The organism is Oleidesulfovibrio vietnamensis, assembly GCF_055388115.1.
The window spans coordinates 648,913-667,306 of record NZ_AP042419.1; the positions used below are offsets into that span (position 1 = coordinate 648,913).

General features: G+C 58.8%; 12 protein-coding genes. 5 read left to right on the forward strand and 7 right to left on the reverse strand.

Features of this window, described 5'->3' with window-relative positions:
- Positions 1–6 precede the first annotated feature (6 nt).
- Positions 7–1,656 carry an AMP-binding protein gene (locus tag ACZ5D1_RS02715; RefSeq protein WP_011366674.1) on the forward strand — a complete coding sequence of 550 codons (1,650 nt, stop codon included), beginning with the start codon at positions 7–9 and terminating at the stop codon, positions 1,654–1,656.
- A gap of 112 nt (positions 1,657–1,768) precedes the next feature.
- Here the strand turns inward: ACZ5D1_RS02715 and ACZ5D1_RS02720 are convergent, their stop codons facing one another.
- Positions 1,769–4,060, reverse strand: a complete 2,292-nt coding sequence (locus tag ACZ5D1_RS02720; RefSeq protein WP_464555813.1) for an ATP-binding protein — start codon at positions 4,058–4,060, stop codon at positions 1,769–1,771.
- Positions 4,061–4,294: 234 nt separating this feature from the next.
- Here ACZ5D1_RS02720 and ftsY point away from each other — a divergent pair, with 234 nt between their 5' ends.
- Both ftsY and ACZ5D1_RS02730 read left to right on the forward strand, forming a co-directional pair.
- Positions 4,295–5,815 (forward strand): signal recognition particle-docking protein FtsY, encoded by a 1,521-nt coding sequence (gene ftsY / locus ACZ5D1_RS02725; RefSeq protein WP_464555815.1) that lies wholly within the window; start codon positions 4,295–4,297, stop codon positions 5,813–5,815.
- Between the two features lie 423 nt (positions 5,816–6,238).
- Positions 6,239–7,918 carry a c-type cytochrome gene (locus tag ACZ5D1_RS02730; RefSeq protein ID WP_464555817.1) on the forward strand — a complete coding sequence of 560 codons (1,680 nt, stop codon included), beginning with the start codon at positions 6,239–6,241 and terminating at the stop codon, positions 7,916–7,918.
- 243 nt (positions 7,919–8,161) lie between these two features.
- Here ACZ5D1_RS02730 and ACZ5D1_RS02735 read toward each other — a convergent pair whose 3' ends face one another.
- From ACZ5D1_RS02735 to ACZ5D1_RS02755, 5 genes are all read right to left on the reverse strand, one after another.
- Positions 8,162–8,512, reverse strand: a complete 351-nt coding sequence (locus tag ACZ5D1_RS02735; protein WP_011366678.1) for a hypothetical protein — start codon at positions 8,510–8,512, stop codon at positions 8,162–8,164.
- Positions 8,513–8,517: 5 nt separating this feature from the next.
- Complete coding sequence (locus ACZ5D1_RS02740; RefSeq protein ID WP_011366679.1) at positions 8,518–9,120, reverse strand: DUF8043 domain-containing protein; 603 nt, start codon at positions 9,118–9,120, stop codon at positions 8,518–8,520.
- 82 nt (positions 9,121–9,202) lie between these two features.
- Positions 9,203–10,834 (reverse strand): glycosyltransferase family 9 protein, encoded by a 1,632-nt coding sequence (locus tag ACZ5D1_RS02745; RefSeq protein ID WP_464555818.1) that lies wholly within the window; start codon positions 10,832–10,834, stop codon positions 9,203–9,205.
- A gap of 152 nt (positions 10,835–10,986) precedes the next feature.
- Positions 10,987–11,643 carry a potassium channel family protein gene (locus ACZ5D1_RS02750; RefSeq protein ID WP_011366681.1) on the reverse strand — a complete coding sequence of 219 codons (657 nt, stop codon included), beginning with the start codon at positions 11,641–11,643 and terminating at the stop codon, positions 10,987–10,989.
- A 14-nt stretch (positions 11,644–11,657) separates the two neighbouring features.
- Positions 11,658–12,989 (reverse strand): TrkH family potassium uptake protein, encoded by a 1,332-nt coding sequence (locus ACZ5D1_RS02755; protein WP_027181765.1) that lies wholly within the window; start codon positions 12,987–12,989, stop codon positions 11,658–11,660.
- A gap of 259 nt (positions 12,990–13,248) precedes the next feature.
- On the opposite strand from ACZ5D1_RS02755, the gene ACZ5D1_RS02760 reads away from it, so the two are divergent.
- A complete protein-coding gene (locus ACZ5D1_RS02760) occupies positions 13,249–14,793 on the forward strand; it encodes a leucyl aminopeptidase (RefSeq protein ID WP_464555820.1) in 1,545 nt (514 codons plus the stop codon).
- 155 nt (positions 14,794–14,948) lie between these two features.
- On the opposite strand, the gene ACZ5D1_RS02765 is transcribed toward ACZ5D1_RS02760, so the two are convergent.
- Positions 14,949–15,830, reverse strand: coding sequence for a GGDEF domain-containing protein (locus tag ACZ5D1_RS02765; protein ID WP_455696408.1), 882 nt, complete (start codon positions 15,828–15,830; stop codon positions 14,949–14,951).
- A 639-nt stretch (positions 15,831–16,469) separates the two neighbouring features.
- Here ACZ5D1_RS02765 and speA point away from each other — a divergent pair.
- Complete coding sequence (speA, locus tag ACZ5D1_RS02770; RefSeq protein WP_041277038.1) at positions 16,470–18,392, forward strand: biosynthetic arginine decarboxylase; 1,923 nt, start codon at positions 16,470–16,472, stop codon at positions 18,390–18,392.
- Positions 18,393–18,394 lie beyond the last annotated feature (2 nt).

Sequence of the window (18,394 nt, forward strand, 5' to 3'; positions counted from 1 at the left end):
TGACGCATGGAAAATTTTGAGCTTCGCGAATGGACTCTCGGTCAGATTCTGGATCATGCCGTGGCCAACTGGCCCGACAATGAAGCCGTGGTATACGTAGACCGCGACTACCGCCAGACCTACCGCGAGTTCGGCAAGGTGGTTGACGATCTTGCCAGAGGGCTGATGGCTCTCGGGGTGAAACATGGCGAAAAGGTGGCCGTATGGTCCACCAACGTGCCGTACTGGGTGGCCCTGCAGTTTGCCACGGCAAAAATCGGCGCCGTGCTGCTGACGGTCAACACCAACTACCGTAAAAGCGAGCTACAATACCTGCTAACCCAGTCCGAATGCGAAAACCTGTTCATTATGGACGGGTACCGCGACCATGATTATCTGCAGACCATTTACGACCTGATGCCGGAGCTGAAAAATCAGCCCCGCGGCAACCTGAATCTGAACGGCTTTCCTCACCTCAGAAGGGTCATGTTTCTGGGCGTGGAAAAGCACCGCGGCATGTATTCCGTGCCGGAAATCATCAGCCTCGGGGTTATGGTTTCCGATCAGGAGTATGCCGAACGCCAGCGCATGCTCAGCCCCGGAGACGTGGTCAACATGCAGTACACATCTGGCACCACGGGCTTTCCCAAAGGGGTTATGCTGACGCATGTGGGCATAGGGCTTAACGGGTACTGGATAGGCCGCAACCAGAACTTCACACACAAGGACAGGTTGTGCCTGCCCGTGCCGCTTTTCCATTGTTTCGGCTGTGTGCTGGGTGTTCTGGCTGCCGTGAATCACGGAGCCACGCTGGTTATTCTGGAAAACTTCAACCCCGTGCATGTGATGGCGTCGGTGGATCAGGAAAACTGCACCGCCCTGTACGGTGTACCCACCATGTTTCTTGCCGTGCTGGAGCACAAGCTGTTCGAAAAGTTCGATTTCAGCTCGCTGCGCACCGGCATCATGGCCGGGTCGGTATGTCCGGAACCGCTTATGCGCCGTGTCATCGAAAATATGAACATGACCGAAGTCACCATCTGCTACGGTCTGACCGAAGGTTCGCCGGTGATGACGCAGACGCTGCCCACAGACAGCTTTGAGCGCCGTACCCGCACCGTGGGCAAGGCCATGCCCGGCATCGAAGTGCAGGTGGTGGACCCCGACACGGGTGAAGAACTGCCGCATGGCTCGCAGGGCGAGGTTGTCTGCCGCGGGTACAACGTGATGAAAGGCTACTACAATATGCCCGAGGCCACGCAGAAAGCCGTGGACGCTGACGGCTGGCTGCATTCCGGTGATCTGGGCATTATGGACGAACACGGATACGTGACCATAACCGGCCGCATCAAAGATATGATCATCCGTGGCGGAGAAAATATCTACCCGCGCGAAATAGAAGAGTTTCTGTACGGGATGGAAGGCGTGCAGGACGTGCAGGTGGTGGGAGTGCCCAGCCGCCGTTACGGCGAAGAAGTGGGGGCGTTCATCATTGCGAAAGAGGGTGCCGATCTGGCTCCGGAAGATGTGCGCGATTACTGCAGGGGGCAGATAGCGTGGTACAAGGTGCCGCGTCATATCGCCTTTGTGGAGGAATATCCCATGACCGCCAGCGGCAAGATTCAGAAATTCAAGCTGCGCGAAATGTGCGCGGAGCTGTTTCCCGACGTGCGCTGACCCTCACCGGCGTAAGCCGGTGCAGCAGGTCTGACAATGACAAAACGACGCGCCCCGTCATGCGACGGGGCGCGTTTTTTGTGCGCTGAGCCGGAAAGCTGTCTGCACGCCGTCAGCGCGGCAGCAGAATGGTGAAGCAGGCGCCTTTGCCCGGTTCGGAATCCACGGTGAAGGAACCGCCGTGGTTGCTGGTGATGATGAAGTACGAGACCGAAAGCCCCAGTCCGGTGCCTTCTCCCACACTTTTGGTGGTGAAGAAGGGTTCAAAAACCCGCTTGCGGGTTTCTTCGTCCATACCGGGACCGTTATCGAGCACCTGAATGCACACCTTGTCGTGTTGCAGGCGGGTGCGCAGGGTGATGCGCGGCGGTTCGGTGCTGTCTTTGGGCCTGCCTGCCATGGCTTGTGCCGAATTTTTCAGCAGGTTCAGCAGCACCTGCTCTATTTCCGTCGGGGTGCAGTGTATGCCGGGCAGGTCGGGGGCATAATCGCGGACAAGTTCTATGTGCCTGAAGTCATATTTCTTTTTCAGATCATAGTCGTTGGCGGCCAGTTCCACTGTTTTGTCCATCAGGGCATGCATGTCGGCCAGCTGTCTGCGCGACTCGCTGCGGCGGCTGAACTCCAGCATGTTGGAAACTATTTTTGCCGCACGGTTGCCCGATTCCTGAATGCCGTCAAGGAACCGGGTGATGCCGCGTTTTTCCATATAGGCCCGTATGGCCGTCAGGTCGCAGCCCACTTCGTCCGCAGCGGCATGGTTCGCTTTTATCTCTGTGGAGATGCGCCGTACGATATTTTGCGCCCCCTGCAGAATGCCCCCCAGCGGGTTGTTGATTTCGTGCGCCATACCCGCCGCCAGTCCGCCCACGGACATCATTTTTTCTGTCTGTACCATCATCTCTTCACTGCGGATGCGGTCTGTCACATCGTCAATGCGTATGACTGCGCTGTGTTCGCCGCGTTCGGTCACGGGGTAGATTATGATGTCAAACGTGCGCACACGGTCGCTGTAGGTGATGGCTTTGCGTTCCAGTGATATGGTTTCGCCGGAATTGAGCGACTGAAGCACCTTGCCCATGAGAAAAGAGAATTCAGGCAGCGTGTTCTCAAAAGGTGTGCCGATGGCATCGCGGGCGGAAACGGAGGTTTCCTCTTCCGCCGTGCGGTTCCATTGCAGAATGATGCCGTTGTCGCTGACGCCCACGATGAGCGACGGCATGGAATTGAGAATGTTGTCCAGCCGGTTTTTGGTGGCCAGCAGTTCGCGTTCCGATTCTTTTCTGTCGGTGATGTCGGTATGTGCACCGGCCATGCGGTACGGCTGGTCGGCGTCGCTCCACAGCGCCAGCCCGCGCCCCAGAATCCAGCGGTAGCTGCCGTCTTTGTGCCGCAGCCTGTATTCCACTTCAAAAGCGGGCAGTTCGCGTGAAAGATACATTTCGTGCGCCTTGAGTATCTTGGCCAGATCATCAGGGTGCACGCGGCTGGTCCACTCGGGAATCTCGTTGGGTATTTCGTGGTCCTGAAAACCGATGATTTCCTTCCAGCGGGGTGAAAAATACACTTTATTCGAGATCAGATCCCAGTCCCATATGCCGTCGTTGGTGCCGCCGACGGCCAGAGAATACCGTTCTTCGCTGTTGCGCAGCGCCTGCTCTGCCCGCTCACGTTCGGCCACTTCTTCCTGCAGCTGGCTGTTCATGCGCTGCAGGGCTTTTTCGCGCGCTTCAACCTTTGCGCTCATGCTGGCAAAGCTGCGGGCTATGGCTGCCAGTTCGGCCTGCTGTATGGTGCTGAAGTCGTGGCGGAAATCACCCTTTGAAACTTTGTCTATGCTGGACAAGAGCACATCAAGCGGGCGGCGCAGATAAATACGCAGCAGAACACCCGTTGCCAGCACAATGACCAGCGCAACCCCGCCGATGGTCAGCGCCGTGGTGGAAAGCATGCGGCGCAGGCTTCTTTTGTATTCGCGCAGGGTCAGCACCACCCGCACGTTGCCGATTATTTCACCGTCATAAAAAATATCACGCTGGCGGATGAGTGTGGCGTCGGGATCGGGGGCTTTGGTGACAGAAAACAGCGTGTGTCCCGCCGGGTCTTTGATGACCACTTCGTTGACCAGATCGTACTGGGTGAACACACTGCCGATCTGTTCGATGGTACGGGTGTCGAAATTCCAGATGGGAACCGAGAGTATGTCGGCCAGACGCGTGATATATTCATCGGCCTTGTTGTCCAGCTCTTCCAGCGACGTGCGCGAGTGGCTGATGTACTGTATGGACGCCATGCCCCCCACCACGACCATAAGCATGACAAGCAGGCTGATGGTCAGATCGCGGGAAATACTGCGTCCCACGAACTGCTTCGGGGTCGGGGCAAGTGTTATTCTGGGTGGCATCGGTTCGGGTCTCCACAGGTTGACTGCGTCTTCATATTCTTTTTTTAGCGTAACAGGTGCCAAAAAGGAAGATGAAAGCCGTTATTACACATATCATGCGTCGTGTGCGGCTTGACTCCCCTCTGGTTATGGGCAAAGAAATGCGTTTCAGGTCATTGTCAGTGTTGCAGTTGTGCACCGGGCCGTAACTGAATGATGTGCGGTGACGGTGTTTGAATTTTTTGAGGAGCGAAGATGGGTTTTTTCAGCAAGCTGAAGCGGTTCTGGGGTGGGGCGGAGACTCCTGCCCCTGAAGAAGCCGGAAAGCGCGACGCCGCCGCGCAGCCGGAAACGCAGGTATCTCCGGAAGAATCGTCCGGTGATGCGTTGTCTGATGACGCACCGCATGACACTGCCTCTGCAGAGGCGGAGCAGGCAGGCATACAGGCCGCGGCCCAACGCGGCGGCGTAGCGGAACAGCCGCATGCCGCAGCAGCCGGAGATGCGGCGGATATGCCCGCCGCCGCTGCGCCGCAGGCTGCACAGGTTGCGCAGCAGGCGGCTGATGCAGCCCCCGTCTGGCAGACGGAGCTTACGCTGGCGCTGCGCGGGGCCGAACCGCGGCTGAGCGTCTGGCTGGGGCATGTGCTGCAGGGCATAGACCGTGCCGGTGACGAGCTGTGGGATCGCCTGCTGTTCTTTTTCCGCGCTCTGGATGCTCCGGCGGATGAGGCATCGGCCTTTGTGGGTAATTTCCGCAAATGGCTTGATGACATGGAATACGAACGGGTGGAGGATTTCCGCTCGGAACTGCAGTACCGTCTTGCACTGGCGCTGGAGCTGGAAGACGAGGAAGACGAGCGCAACAGACTTTTTCTGAAGCTTTCAGAGGGGCTTACCAGAACAAAAGAGCAGATAACGCGTCGTATCGACGGTCTGCTTTCGGCACATAAGCAGATAGATGAAGCCTTCTGGGAGGAACTGGAAGAGATTCTTATCATGGCGGATGTGGGGTACGAACCGGCCATGGAGCTTGTGGGCAGACTGCGCGCACGGGTACGCGCCTCAGGTTCTGATGATCCTGCACTGTTCAAGGAACTGATGCGCGAGGAGCTGGAAGATATTTTCAGGACGCCGCGCCGCATAGCCGCCATCAATCCGCCTGAAGTGGTGCTGATGGTGGGCGTGAACGGTGTGGGAAAAACCACCACCATAGCCAAACTGGCCTATCGGGCGCGTCTGCAGGGTAAAAAAGTGCTTATCGCCGCAGGTGATACGTTCCGTGCGGCGGCCATTGAACAGCTTAAGGTGTGGGCCGACCGTGTGGGGGCAGGCTTTCACTCCAAGGGTGCCAATGCGGACCCCGCAGCCGTGGCCTACGAAGCCATGGATAAAGCCGTGAAGGAAGGATATGACATCCTTTTTGTCGATACGGCGGGGCGCATTCATACCAAGGTGAATCTGATGGAAGAGCTGCAGAAAATACGGGGCGTGCTGGGCAAAAAGCATCCCGGAGCACCGCACCGTTCCATTCTGGTCATTGACGCCACAACAGGCCAGAACGCTCTTTCGCAGACAAGACTTTTTGACGAGTCGTGCAAGCTGGATGAAATTGTCCTCACCAAGCTGGACGGCACGGCCAAAGGCGGCATTGTAGTGGCCGTGGCCATGCAGTTCGGCATACCCATTACCTATGTGGGGCTGGGCGAAAAAATGGAAGACCTGCGCCCCTTTGACGGCAGGGATTTTGCGCAGGCCCTGCTGGGATCAGACTGATCGCGGCGTGATACAGGGTTCTGCTTTGCAGAACTGACGCCCTTTGCATATTCCGCAGTACGCCGGAGAAGTATTGGCTTCTCCGGCGTTTTTTTGCGTCCGGCTCATGTCGTCCGGCTCATGTTGTTGTTTGGGCCGGCGTCCGGCGCATGCCGTCGGCGCATATGGCCAGCGCATATGACCGGATAACAGATGTCTGCCGTGGATAATAATATCCATCCGGCGGCGGCGGAGCATTAATGAAACGGTGGCGTTCCTGCGTGCGCCTGTCGCTGTTCTGCGGCCGGATGCGTGCCGGATGCTGCCGGATCATGGGATACGGCCGACGGAATGTCGGCTGCCGGCGGACACGCGCGGAGCGGTGGGAGTCGCGCAGGCGGGTGCCGCCGTTTCAACCGGGCATGACATTAGTAAGGAGGTTGTATGGACAGCAGATACGGGCTTTGCGTCAGGGTAGGTCTGTGCCGTGCGGCGGTGCGGGCGCTGCTGCTGGTGGCAGTGCTGTGCGTAACGCCGGTGCTGGCGGCGGACGGCAAGACGCTGTACGGGCAGCATTGCGGCGTGTGCCATTCCGTGGGCGGCGAAAATGATATCATGCCGCTCACCGCGCATTATCCGCTTATCGGCATGGATGCCAAAATTTCAGGCTTCGGGCGGTTATCCGCGGCCATGCCGCCTTTTTCCGGTACGGTTGAAGAGCGCATGCTGGTGGCGGCGTATATTGTCAACGAACTGCATGGCGGCGCGGTGGAAAACATTCCTGTGAAGCCTGCGGAACTGACGCTGGAAATACCCCCGTTCAATCCGGACAAGGACGAATATGTTCTGCTGGCCTGGAACAATCTGGGCATGCACTGCATTTCGGACAGCTATTCCGAATGGGTGCTGCTGCCGCCCGCCAATGACATATGGGCGCAGCTCATCAGGCGCGGCGAACGCCCTTCGGTGGTCACGCAGGGCGTGATTCTGAGTTACTCCGTCGAGGCCGGATTTGAAAAACCGGCGGAAAGGTCGACTTTCTGGCAGTATGCCGAAAGTCTTTTCGGGGTGCGGCCGCCGGATAACGTGGGGCTTTCGGGCAACGGCATGCAGGGAGTCATGAAGCTGCATGCGGACCTGAAAAGTTTTGAGGCCGCACTGATTCCTGTGGAACCCTATCCGGCGCAGGGCGGCTACAACCCGTATCCGGTGTTCACCGTGCAGGCGCGTGACGCCGCCACAGGCAGACTGCTGGCGGAAACAAAGACCGTGGCCCCCACCTCCACGGAAATGGGCTGCCGCAACTGCCACGGCGGTCCGTGGAAGCATGAAAGCATCGCGGGCATATCGCAGGAGACCGGCCGCAATGTGCTGAAGGCGCATGACCGGCTGAGCGGCAGTGAACTGGCGGCGCTGGCGGACAAGGGAAAACCGCAGCTGTGCCAGAGCTGCCATCCCGACCCGGTGCTTAATGCCAAAGGCGACCCCGCACTGCTCAATCTGCCTGCGGCCATACATGGTTTTCATGCCAATTATCTCACGGGCCGCGGGTCTGAAGCCTGTGCCTACTGCCATCCCAACAATCCGCAGGGACCCACGCGTTGTCTGCGTGGGGTGCACGCCACAGCCGGTATAGGCTGCGTGAAATGTCACGGCTATATGGAAGACCACGCCATATCGCTGCTTAAAAAAGAGCAGGAAGCAGGCAAGGCCGGTGCGGCGCGGCTGATGGAGCATTACGGTCCCCGTATGGTGGCCGGTACGGCCGATGTGGCGGCCCGCACGCCGTGGCTGCAGGAACCAGACTGCGCCACCTGCCATAAAGATTACCGCAACAGACCCGTGGCTGAGCAGGCCAATGCATTCAATGTGTGGACTGCCGGCGGTGCGGAGCTGTACAGAAACAGGCCGGACGCCATGGGCGCTGTGATGTGCATTGCCTGCCATAACAGTCCGCATGCGTCATACCCCGCTGTCAACGCTTACGGACGCGACAGAGACAACATAGGCCCCATGCAGTACCAGAACGCACCCGGCCCCGTGGGGGCGGGCGGTAACTGCGCCGTGTGTCACACCAGAATGATGCAGACCGACGCGCATCATATGGGCCGGACTGACGGCTAGCTGTCAGCTGTATTTGCCCGCGGTGCCGTTGTGCCGCGGGCTTTTTTGCTTTGCGGTGTGTTGCCGCAGACCGGGCGGAGCGTGCGCCGGTGATTCTGCAGGCGGCTGTCCCGTGCGGGCAGCGGTGTTGCGGTACCGCGCAGGTGTCTGCCGGCGGAGGGGGGGATGCCTGCAGCTGATACGCAAAAAAAAACGGCACCGCGTGTGCGGTGCCGTAAGCCGGCTTGAAGAAAGCAGCAGGCATCAGCCGTGCTTGCTTATGTAATGACTGTGCAGCGGCCTGACGGACACGGCCCGCTTGTACCCTGAAAGCCGGACCGATTCCTTGCGGCTGCGTTGCAGCTCTTCACGCAGCGACTGGTGCAGTCTGCGTGCTTCACTGGTCAGTCTGCCCTGCAGGGACTGAAGCTGCAGCAGTTTTTCGCGCAGTTCGTCTTCCTGTACGCTTCCGCGTTTTTCCCACGCCATAGCTATCAGTCTGCTGCGCTGCTGTGCGGAGGAATCGGCGGAATCCACGTCGCCGTCCGCCAGCGCGGACAGTTCGCTTTCGCCCAGAGTCAGGGCCTGATCTAACAGGGCAAGGCTGTCGGTCATGGCTGTTACCCCTTTACGCTTTTGATATCTTCCCGGATAAGATGGATAACCTGTTTCCATTTATCCACGGCAGGCAGAAATTCGTATTCAAGCAGGTCTGCCAGCAGAATCCAGTCTTCGTTTTCCATTACTTCGGTCATTTCACCCAGCAGGGAGGAAATTTCTTCCACCGCTTCGTTGAAGACTTTTTGTTCCTGCAGCGAAAATTCGTTGCGCAGCACACCTATCATACCAAGGAAATCACGGATGACTTCCAGAAGATCCTGATAGGTTTCAAGTGCTTCACTGTCGTCTGCCTGGCGGAACAGCTCAGCCACCTTACGGCTGCCTTCGGACATAATCTGAACGACCTTGTACAGTTCGCGCGAAATGCTCATGGCCATTTCGGCCACGGGCACGCTGCGTATCTCCACAGAGGCAATTTCGCGGGTTTCGATGTCTTCCGCCTGATGGGGGTATATTTCCGAAAACGACTCGTCGTTGATCAGAACATCGGTAACCACCCTGTTTTCAAGGTAGTCCTGCTCCATTACCTTTACCAGCAGCTCTTCCAGATTGGCAAAGTTGTTTACCTTGAAGCTGCTTTCCTGTCCGTCGATGATGATCATGGGGTTTCTCCCTCCTCAAAAAATACTCGCTGATGGGAAACGATTATCAGGGATGTTTATCGTTATGCAGTATCCGTGCCGGTCAGATGCCTTCACGGAGCAGATGCGTGCGCCATGTGGTGATCAGGGTCCGGTAACGGGCGGCCAGTGCCAGCACCGTATCCAGACAGGCTCCGGCCTCCTGCGTTTCGCTCATCCATAAGAAGCCGAGAACATTGAACCGCGGGCTTGCATCCCAGAGCACCTGAAGCTTCTGCCATGTGGCCAGAAAACGTTTTTTCAGTATTTCCACCGAGCGGTGGCGCAGGGCGTTGCCCTGTTCCTGCAGCAGGTGAAGCAGGGCGTCGGCCTGTGCCAGCTCATCCAGAGCGGCCTGCAGGGTGTCATTTTCCGGTTTGAGCAATTGTTCCGGTTCGTTGATGGTGCGCACGGTGCCTGTGCCGAAACGGGCGGCCGGTGCGCGGTCAAGAAATTGACTGTAAAAATGGCGCTGCAGACGCACCCATACCGTCCGGTCGGTGTTTTCGTGTCCGGAAAGTGATTCCAGATCAAGAAACCCGTCGGACCGCAGGCGTGAAATCCACACACGGGCATCTTTTTCCTCCGGCTGGGCGGACCAGACGCCTGTATCAAGCCAGCGCGCCGTCATGGCGTGCACTGTGGCCGGCTGTATGTGCCTGCGGCAGATGTGTTCATGCGGGCACCGGCTGTTGAAAGGGCAGGGGTGGCAGGGCAGGTCCGGTTCCAGACTGCACATACCTTCTTTGTAGGGGCCCGTGTCCCACGGTTGGGCTGTGGCCAGAAAGATGGCCAGAACGGGCACCCCCAGCCCGGCCGCAAGATGCATTGTGCCGGTGTCGTTGCTGATGAGCAGCCGCGCTGCCAGCAGCGCGGCCCCCAGTGAGGGCAGGTCGGTTGCACCTATAAGGTTGATGTGCGGGGCCGTGGCGGCTGCGGCGTATCTGCGGCCCAGCTCCGCTTCGGCGCCGGAACCCAGCAGTACGGGGCACAGGCCGTGAGACTGCCACAGCATGTCACCCGTGCGGGCGAAATGCTCCACCGGCCAGCGGCGGCGTTCTTCGCTGGCGCCGGGTTGCAGGGCGACAAAGCCGCGCGGAGGGTGCCGCATGGCCCCGCTGCGCAGCAGGTTGCCGGTGTGCGCCTGCAGTGTGCTGTTCATGGCTTCGCGCACGCTGTCCGCGGGGCTGTTCAGTTCAAAGGGGCACTGCGTGCCGTCCAGACCGGCGGACATGCGGAACAGGTCGATGATATTGAACGGACTGCAGCCGCGCATGCGGGTTGATGCCTGCAGAAAGGTGGACCACGGGTCGGTGTTGTGCCCGAAACCTTCACTGTCCAGCGCAAAGCCGTGCAGTTGCGCGTCGGCACCTGTCAGATGCCGCGCAAGCAGCCGCACACTGAGCGATGCCGTCAGATTGAGCACTGTCCGCGGTGCGGCGTTGCTGCGCACGGTGCGCGACCACTGCCACAACTCGCTCAGTCCGCCGTGCCATCCTGATTCCATAAGCGAAAGCAGGCGCGCGCCGGGCAGCGGGTACACCGCTTCCACATGACGCAGCATGGCCGTGGCCGGAGCAAAATTTTCCAGACACACCAGACTGACGCGGTGCCCGCGTGCTGTGAGGCCGGAGATGACGGGCTGGGTCTGCAGCAGGTCGCCGAAGCGGGTCAGGTTGATAATCAGCGTGTTCATGTCGGTTTCCTGTCGTGATAACGAAGCTGCGGGCTGTGCTGCGGTTTTCGTGCCAACGCGTGCCGGTTTCCGTGTGCGGCGGTGCAATACAAAAGGCAGGCGCACATGCACCTGCCTGTCGTATCGTCCGGCAGCCGGAAAGAATGAGGGCGTCAGGGCTTCAGCCGCGCCACGTCGTCCACTTTGCCGATGACCACCATGATGTCGCCTTTGACAAGCGGACGGTCGGCGGAAGGCACAAAGGTGTATTCCCGTTCGCCGATGTATCGTATGGCCACAACCATCACGCCGGATTCGTTGCTCAGCTTGAGGTCCAGCAGGGTTTTTCCCGCCCAGCTGTCCACTGTGAATTCCTGCAGCAGCACCCCGCCGCCAAAGGGCAGCAGGTCCAGCATGCCCGGATTGGCCAGCCGGTGGGCCAGCTGCGTGGCCACGTCGTGTTCGGGCTGTATGACATAGTCCACCCCAAGCCGGTTGAGCACCTTGCGGTGTTCGTTGCTTACCGCTTTCACATACAGGCGCCGGGCGCCTACTTCCTGCAGGTTCAGCGTCACCAGAATGGATGCTTCCATGGAACCGCCCACGCTGACTATGACGGCATCAAGGTCCTGAAAGCGCAGCTGCTGCAGCACGCCGATATCTGTGGCATCGGCGGCGTATATGTGGGGCAGGTCGTCCTGCAGCTGGCGGACGCGTGTTTCTGAACGGTCAAGGGCGACCACGCCGTGTCCGTTGTCCAGAAGGGTGCGGGCCAGCGGCTGGCCGAATTTTCCCATGCCGATGATGCCCACTTCAAGTTTTTTCTGCATGCCGTGACGGCCTCCTAACCGATGGGAAGCTGGGTTTCAGGCCAGCGGTACTTGGGTTCGTGCTGGAAGCGCTGCAGGGCGGAAAGCAGCCATATGGGCCCTATGCGCCCGATGAACATAAGCGCGGTGACGATAAGCTTGCCGGGGTCGCTCAGCTGAGGGGTGACACCGGTGGAAAGCCCCACTGTGGCAAACGCCGAAACGCTTTCAAAAAGCAGCTCCAGAAACATGCCTTTTTCCTGCGCCAGCGCACCGCCGGCCGATTCTGTGATGGAAAGCGCCAGAGTGGCCCCCGTGACGGTGAGCACCGCAAAGATGAAGAGGGTGATTGCCTTGTTCATGGTGGCGTCGTCAAGCGCCCTTTCCATGACAACGGTCTGACGGCGGCCGGAAAGCTGTGCCGCCACAAAGGCGCTCAGCGCCCGCAGCGTGGTTGTTTTTATGCCGCCGGCGCAGGAGCCGGGCGAACCGCCCACAAACATGAGAAACAGCATGACCAGCAGCGAAACATTGGCCATGCCGCCTATGTCCACGGTGTTGAAGCCTGCCGTGCGGGCGGTGACGGATTGAAAAAGCGCCTGCAGCACGCGGGTGGGCATGTCTGCGGAACCGCCGCTGTGCAGTTCTGCCAGAAAAAGGCAGGCCGCGCCGCCGAAAATGAGCCACAGCGTGGTGCGCAGCACGATGCGCGTATGACGGCTGAGAGCGGGAATTTCGCCCCGGATGCGCAGCACGGATTCTTCCATGACGGAAAAGCCCAGCCCGCCGGCGATGATCAGCAGCATGAACACCAGATTGACCCCTGCGTGGCCTTCCCAGCGCATGAGACTGTCGGAAAACAGGGCGAAACCGGCGTTGCAGAAAGCGGAAACAGCATGGAACAGCGCATGGAACCACGGCATATCCTGCGGAATGAGCACCATGAGCGCCGCGGCGCCGGCCAACTCGATGCACAGTGTGAAAATGACCATGTGGGTAAGAAAGCGCCCCAGATCAAAAGAAGGGTCATGCAGCAGCACCTGCCCCACGGCGGCCTTGTCCGTCAGCGACACTCTGCGCCGCAGCAGAAAGAAAATGAGGCTGGAATAGGTCATGATGCCCAGCCCGCCCAGCTGGATAAGAACCATGAGCACTGTCCGGCCCGTGGTGGAAAAGGTGGACGGGGTATCCACAACCGCAAGGCCGGTGACGCATACCGCGGATGTGGCGGTGAACAGAGCGTCGATGAAGCTGATGGACACGCCGTTGAGGCTGTCTTCAAGCCGCAGCAGGCACGCTCCGGCGACAATGACAATGCCGAATGCGTAGACCGGCAACCAGAAGGGTGACAGATATTTCTGACGCATGCCACGCCATATACGCCGCGCAGCATGATACGGCAAGCATCAAATGGCAGGCTCCGGCATCCCGCATGCGGGCAGGCATTCCGATGTTTTCACGGCATGTTCTTGCCTTCGTGTCTCCGGTGCACTACTTTTTACAGCGGTCTGCCTCTTTCCGCAGGAAAAGGCGGCCTATGTCTGCGGTCATGTCCCTGTCCCGCGCGGCAGGGACTGCTCATATCACGGCGTGCTGCGGCCCGCCGCAGTCAGCGGAGGATTAGCAATGGATCTCAGGTTTCAGAGAGGCCCTTCCGGAGAATGGAAAGCAAGCGTGGTGCTTGCTTTTGCCTTCAAGGGCGAAGACATACGCAAACAGGCACTGGCACTCATCGATGTGGCTCCGTGGCTGGACATCGCTCCGGCACTGAACGACTTTACGGGTGCCGCGGGCGAAACAGGCGTTCTGTACGGCCATCCCAAAATAGCCATCCCGCGCATCATTCTGTGCGGCCTGGGCGAACGGGAATCCTACACCGCTGAAACCCTGCGCAAGTCCGTGGCGGCCGCCATGCAGAAATGCCGCGAACTGAAGCTGGAAACAGTGGGCATAGATGTGCAGACCCTTGCCGGTCTGCCCGGCGATGCCGCGCGCAATGTGGAAGAAGCCGTGGTTTCGGCGTATCTGCCGCTGTATACATACGAAAGATTCCGCACCACGCGCAAAGAGCCGCTGTTCACCCCGTCGTGGATCAGCCTGTTTTTTGCGGAAGATATAGACAGCACGCTGCGAGATGCCGCCCGCAGGGGCGAATCGGCCGCAGCCGGTATTTTTCTGACCCGTGATCTTGTCAACGGTCCGGCCAATCTGGTGACACCGTCATTTCTGGAAGAACAGGCCCGCAAGCTGGCGGCCCGCTATGGTTTTACCGTGCGTTCCATGACCCGTCAGGAAATAGCCGCGGCGGGCATGGGGGCCTTTGAATCAGTTTTTAAGGGCGCTGTGGAAGATGCACGGCTGCTTGCCATCGAGTATTGCCCCCGCGGGATGGAAAAGGAACAGCCTCTTGTGTTCGTGGGCAAGGGCGTGACCTTTGATACCGGCGGCATCAGCCTGAAGCCTTCGGCCAACATGGGCGACATGAAAAGTGACATGGGCGGAGCGGGTGCCATTTTCGGCCTGTTTGAAACCATCGGCCAGATGGGCGGACAGGCCGGCGCTGCATCGGCCGGATTCACCCGCAGGGTCATCGGCGTGATGCCCTGCACCGAAAACATGCCCGACGGGCAGGCCACACGCCCCGGTGATGTGGTCACGTCACTTTCCGGACAGACCATCGAAATCATCAATACCGATGCCGAGGGCCGTCTGATTCTGTGCGATGCCATGACATGGGCGCAGCGGGAATACGATCCCGCGGTGATGGTCGATCTGGCCACGCTGACCGGCGCCTGCCTGATTGCGCTGGGAACCGATGTGGCAGCCGTGTTTGCCACCGATGATGCACTGGCAGAAACCGTGCGCACCCGGGGCGGCGACGTGGGAGACCTGTACTGGCGTCTGCCGCTGTGGGACAGGTACTTTGAAGACCTGAAAAGCGATGTGGCCGACATGAAGAACGTGGGCGGCCGCGAAGGCGGCACCATTAACGCGGCCCTGTTTCTGAAGCAGTTTGTGGATGAAGGACGTCGCTGGGCGCATCTGGACATTGCCGGTCCTGCCTACCGCAACAAAAAAAGTCCGCTGTGCCCGTTCGGCGCCACCGGATTTGCCGTGCGTACCCTGATGCAGCTTGCACTGCACGGCGTGCCTGAACCGTCCGGCGACTGAAGCCGCCCGCAGGCTGTCGCGTCGCCCCGCTTTTGGCGCGGGCCGCAATAGTTTGCCGGTGCATATGACGCATGCATAAGGGCGGCCCGCGGGCCGCCCTTTCTTTATGTGCACAGTGTCCGCCGGATGCATGGCGGCAGAAGAACAAAACGGCGTCAGGCTATGAGTTCCTGCGGCATCAGTTCCTCTATGTTGCCGCTGACCACTTTGTTGCGGCCGTGTTCCTTGGCTATGTAAAGCTTCTGGTCCGCGACGCGGATGTGGAATTCGGGGCTTTCCGTCAGGGTGCATTCCTGCACGCCCAGACTCAGTGTGATGTCTATGGGCATGCCGTGGTAATTGACGGGCGTCTGTTCCACGGTGGAGCGCAGTTTCTCCGCCAGATTCAAGGCTCCCTGCTCGTCGGTTTCCGGCAGAATGAAGAGAAATTCCTCGCCTCCCCAGCGGCAGACGACATCCTGCCCGCGCACGCTGCGGCGGAAGTGCTCGGCAAGCTGGTGCAGCACATGGTCGCCGCACTGATGGCCGAAACAGTCGTTGACGTTTTTGAAGTGGTCCACGTCGCACAGTATCACCGAAAATGTGGAACCCGACCGTGTGGCCCGCGCCCGTTCTTCGTTAAGTCTGTCGTATATGCCCCGCCGGTTGAGCAGACCTGTCAGCGGGTCGGTGCAAGCGCATTGTTCCATTTCTCTGGTAAGGGCCACCAGTGTCCGTTGCGTGTGTGCGCGAGAATATTCACCCAGTGCGGAAAACAGGCTCAGAGTAAAGAAAGCGGCAATTACGCGCACGAAGTAAGACAGCGAAAACGTTTCCGGCGACATGGCTGCGGGAGAAACAAAAGGGCTGAGCAGCAGCGCAATAAGGAGGAGCCCCAGCGCCACAGCTGCACGCTTTGTACCGAAGGTGAAAAACGCTGCAGGCGGCAGTGCGAAAAGCCAGAGGATATATGTTATCTGGTCATTCAGACGCCAGATAAGCAGTACGCCGAGTGTGACGGTAAGAGCCAGCGCAAAGTCGCTTGCCACTTTAAGCATACCGCTTGTGCGCAAAAAAAAGTATAACACACAGTATGCCCCTGCAGAACACCATAAAATGCCTTTAAGCACCGTAAAGCTTTCGGTATGTTTCAGTACTGCCATCAGTGCACATATAAAGGCACTGAGCAGCAGAAAGCCGTTCAGCATATAAGTGCGGCGGACTAATTCAGGATCACTGTCTTTCTCTGTTCCGCTGTGCAGTGTCTGATGCAGTTTTATACGCAGATGTTGCTTCAAGACGCATTCCGTATATGCCGGGCGTGTGAAATAGAGGCGCCCGCAAGGGTAAATTCCGATAAGTTGAATTGAGCGCAGACCGGTTAGCACAGAAAATGCGTGGTGGCTATAGGGGGTTGGCTCCGATAAGCAAAAAAGTGTAGGGCCTGCGGATTAAATGGTGTATGCTGCAGGAGCCAAGGCGTTATAATCCGATACGTTGCATGCCTGTTGCAAAGAACATCTTTTTTATTGACAAGTCAGGGGTGACGCTTCTACTTAGCTACCCTGCCTGAATGGCAGGGTGCGGTGCGCGGCGTATATGCAGCCGGTAGCGCGCAGTATGGCAAAGGTCGGGCGCGCCCTGCGGGGCGGCCTGTGCAGGTAACAATGAAACGGGGTATTTATGAGGATCAGAGATTGGCACGTAAGCACACTCTGCAACGGTGGAGCGCTGAAGACTCCGCCGAACTCTATGGCATCCGCAACTGGGGTGCCGGGTACTTCGATGTTTCCGCCGAAGGCGACGTCGTGGTGTATCCTTTCGGGAGGTCGCATAAGCTGAACGTCAGCGTTCCGGACATCATCCGGGGCATGAAGGAGCGCGGGCTTGATATGCCTGTGCTGCTTCGCATCGAGAACATTCTCGAATCACGCATCTCCCTTCTTCACAAATCATTCCGCAACGCCATCGAATCGCTCGGTTATCAGGGCGGCTACCGGGGCGTTTTTCCCATCAAGGTCAATCAGCAGCAGCAGGTTATCGAAAAGATAGCCACATACGGCTCCATGTACCATCACGGTCTGGAGGTCGGTTCCAAGGCGGAGCTTATCGCCGCCATCTCGCAGGCGCAGGATAAAGAAGCGTGCATTGTCTGCAACGGGTACAAGGACGAGGAGTTCATTGACCTGGGGCTGCATGCCGTCCGCATGGGGTTCAAGTGCTTTTTTGTGCTTGAAATGCCGCGTGAGCTTGAGCTTATTCTGCGGCGTTCGCAGCAGATGGGTGTGCGTCCGCTTATCGGCACCCGTGTTAAGCTTGCCAGCAAGGCGGGCGGTCACTGGAGCGATTCCGGCGGCGAGCTGTCCACTTTCGGCCTGACCACGGCGCAGATAATGGACGTGGTGGACCGGCTGCAGAAAGAGGACATGCTCGACTGCTTCCGCCTGCTGCATTACCACCTCGGTTCGCAGGTGCCCAATATCCGCGATATCCGCAGTGCCGTAATGGAAGCCACCCGCGTTTATGCAGGTCTGGTGTCCGAAGGTGCCGCCATGGGCTATCTTGACCTGGGCGGCGGCCTTGCCGTGGATTACGACGGGTCGCATACTAATTTCGTTTCCAGCCGCAACTACACGCAGGACGAGTACTGCACGGACATTGTGGAAGCCGTCATGAGCATTCTGGACGAAACAGGTGTGCCGCATCCGCATATCATCACGGAATCCGGCCGGGCCACTGTGGCGTATTATTCCATGCTGCTTTTTAACATCCTTGATGTGAGCGGCGCCGAAGCCTTTCCCGACAATCTGCCGGATACACTGGATGAAAGTGAACCGGAAATGATCCGCAACCTGTTCGAGGCGTTCAGAGGGCTTACGCTGCGCAACCTGCAGGAATGCTATAACGACGCGCTGTACTACCGCGACGAAATCCGCCGTAATTTTCTGGACGGACGGGTGACGCTGCGTCAGCGCACGCTGGGCGAGCGGATTTTCTGGGCACTCATGCGGCGTGTGGCGGAGGAAAAAGATAAACTCCGTCATGTGCCCAAAGAACTTGCCGAGATAGACCGCGTACTGGCCGATGTCTATTACGGCAACTTCAGTGTGTTCCAGTCGCTGCCCGACTCTTGGGCCATCGAACAGCTGTTTCCTGTCATGCCGGTTCACAGGCTCAGGGAATTTCCCGACCGTCCGGCCATTCTTTCGGACATCACCTGTGACAGTGACGGACGCATAGACCGCTTCATCGATCCGCAAGGGGTGCGCAATACCATTGACCTGCATTCCCTTAACGGCGAGGAGTATTATCTGGGCGTCTTTCTGGTGGGCGCGTATCAGGAAACGCTGGGCGACCTGCACAACCTGCTGGGCGACACCAACGTGGTCAGCATCCGCGTGGAAGAGGACGGCAGCATTGAATACCGGCGTGAACTGCTTGGTGATTCCGTGGCCGATGTGCTTTCCAGCGTGGAATACGACCCGAGGCGCATCATGGAACAGCTGCGCGACACGGCGGAACAGGCAGTGCGCGAGGGGCGCATCACCCCTTCCGAAAGGTATGGCATTTTGCAGGCCTACGAAAACGGTCTGCGCGGATACACCTATTTCGAACGATAGAA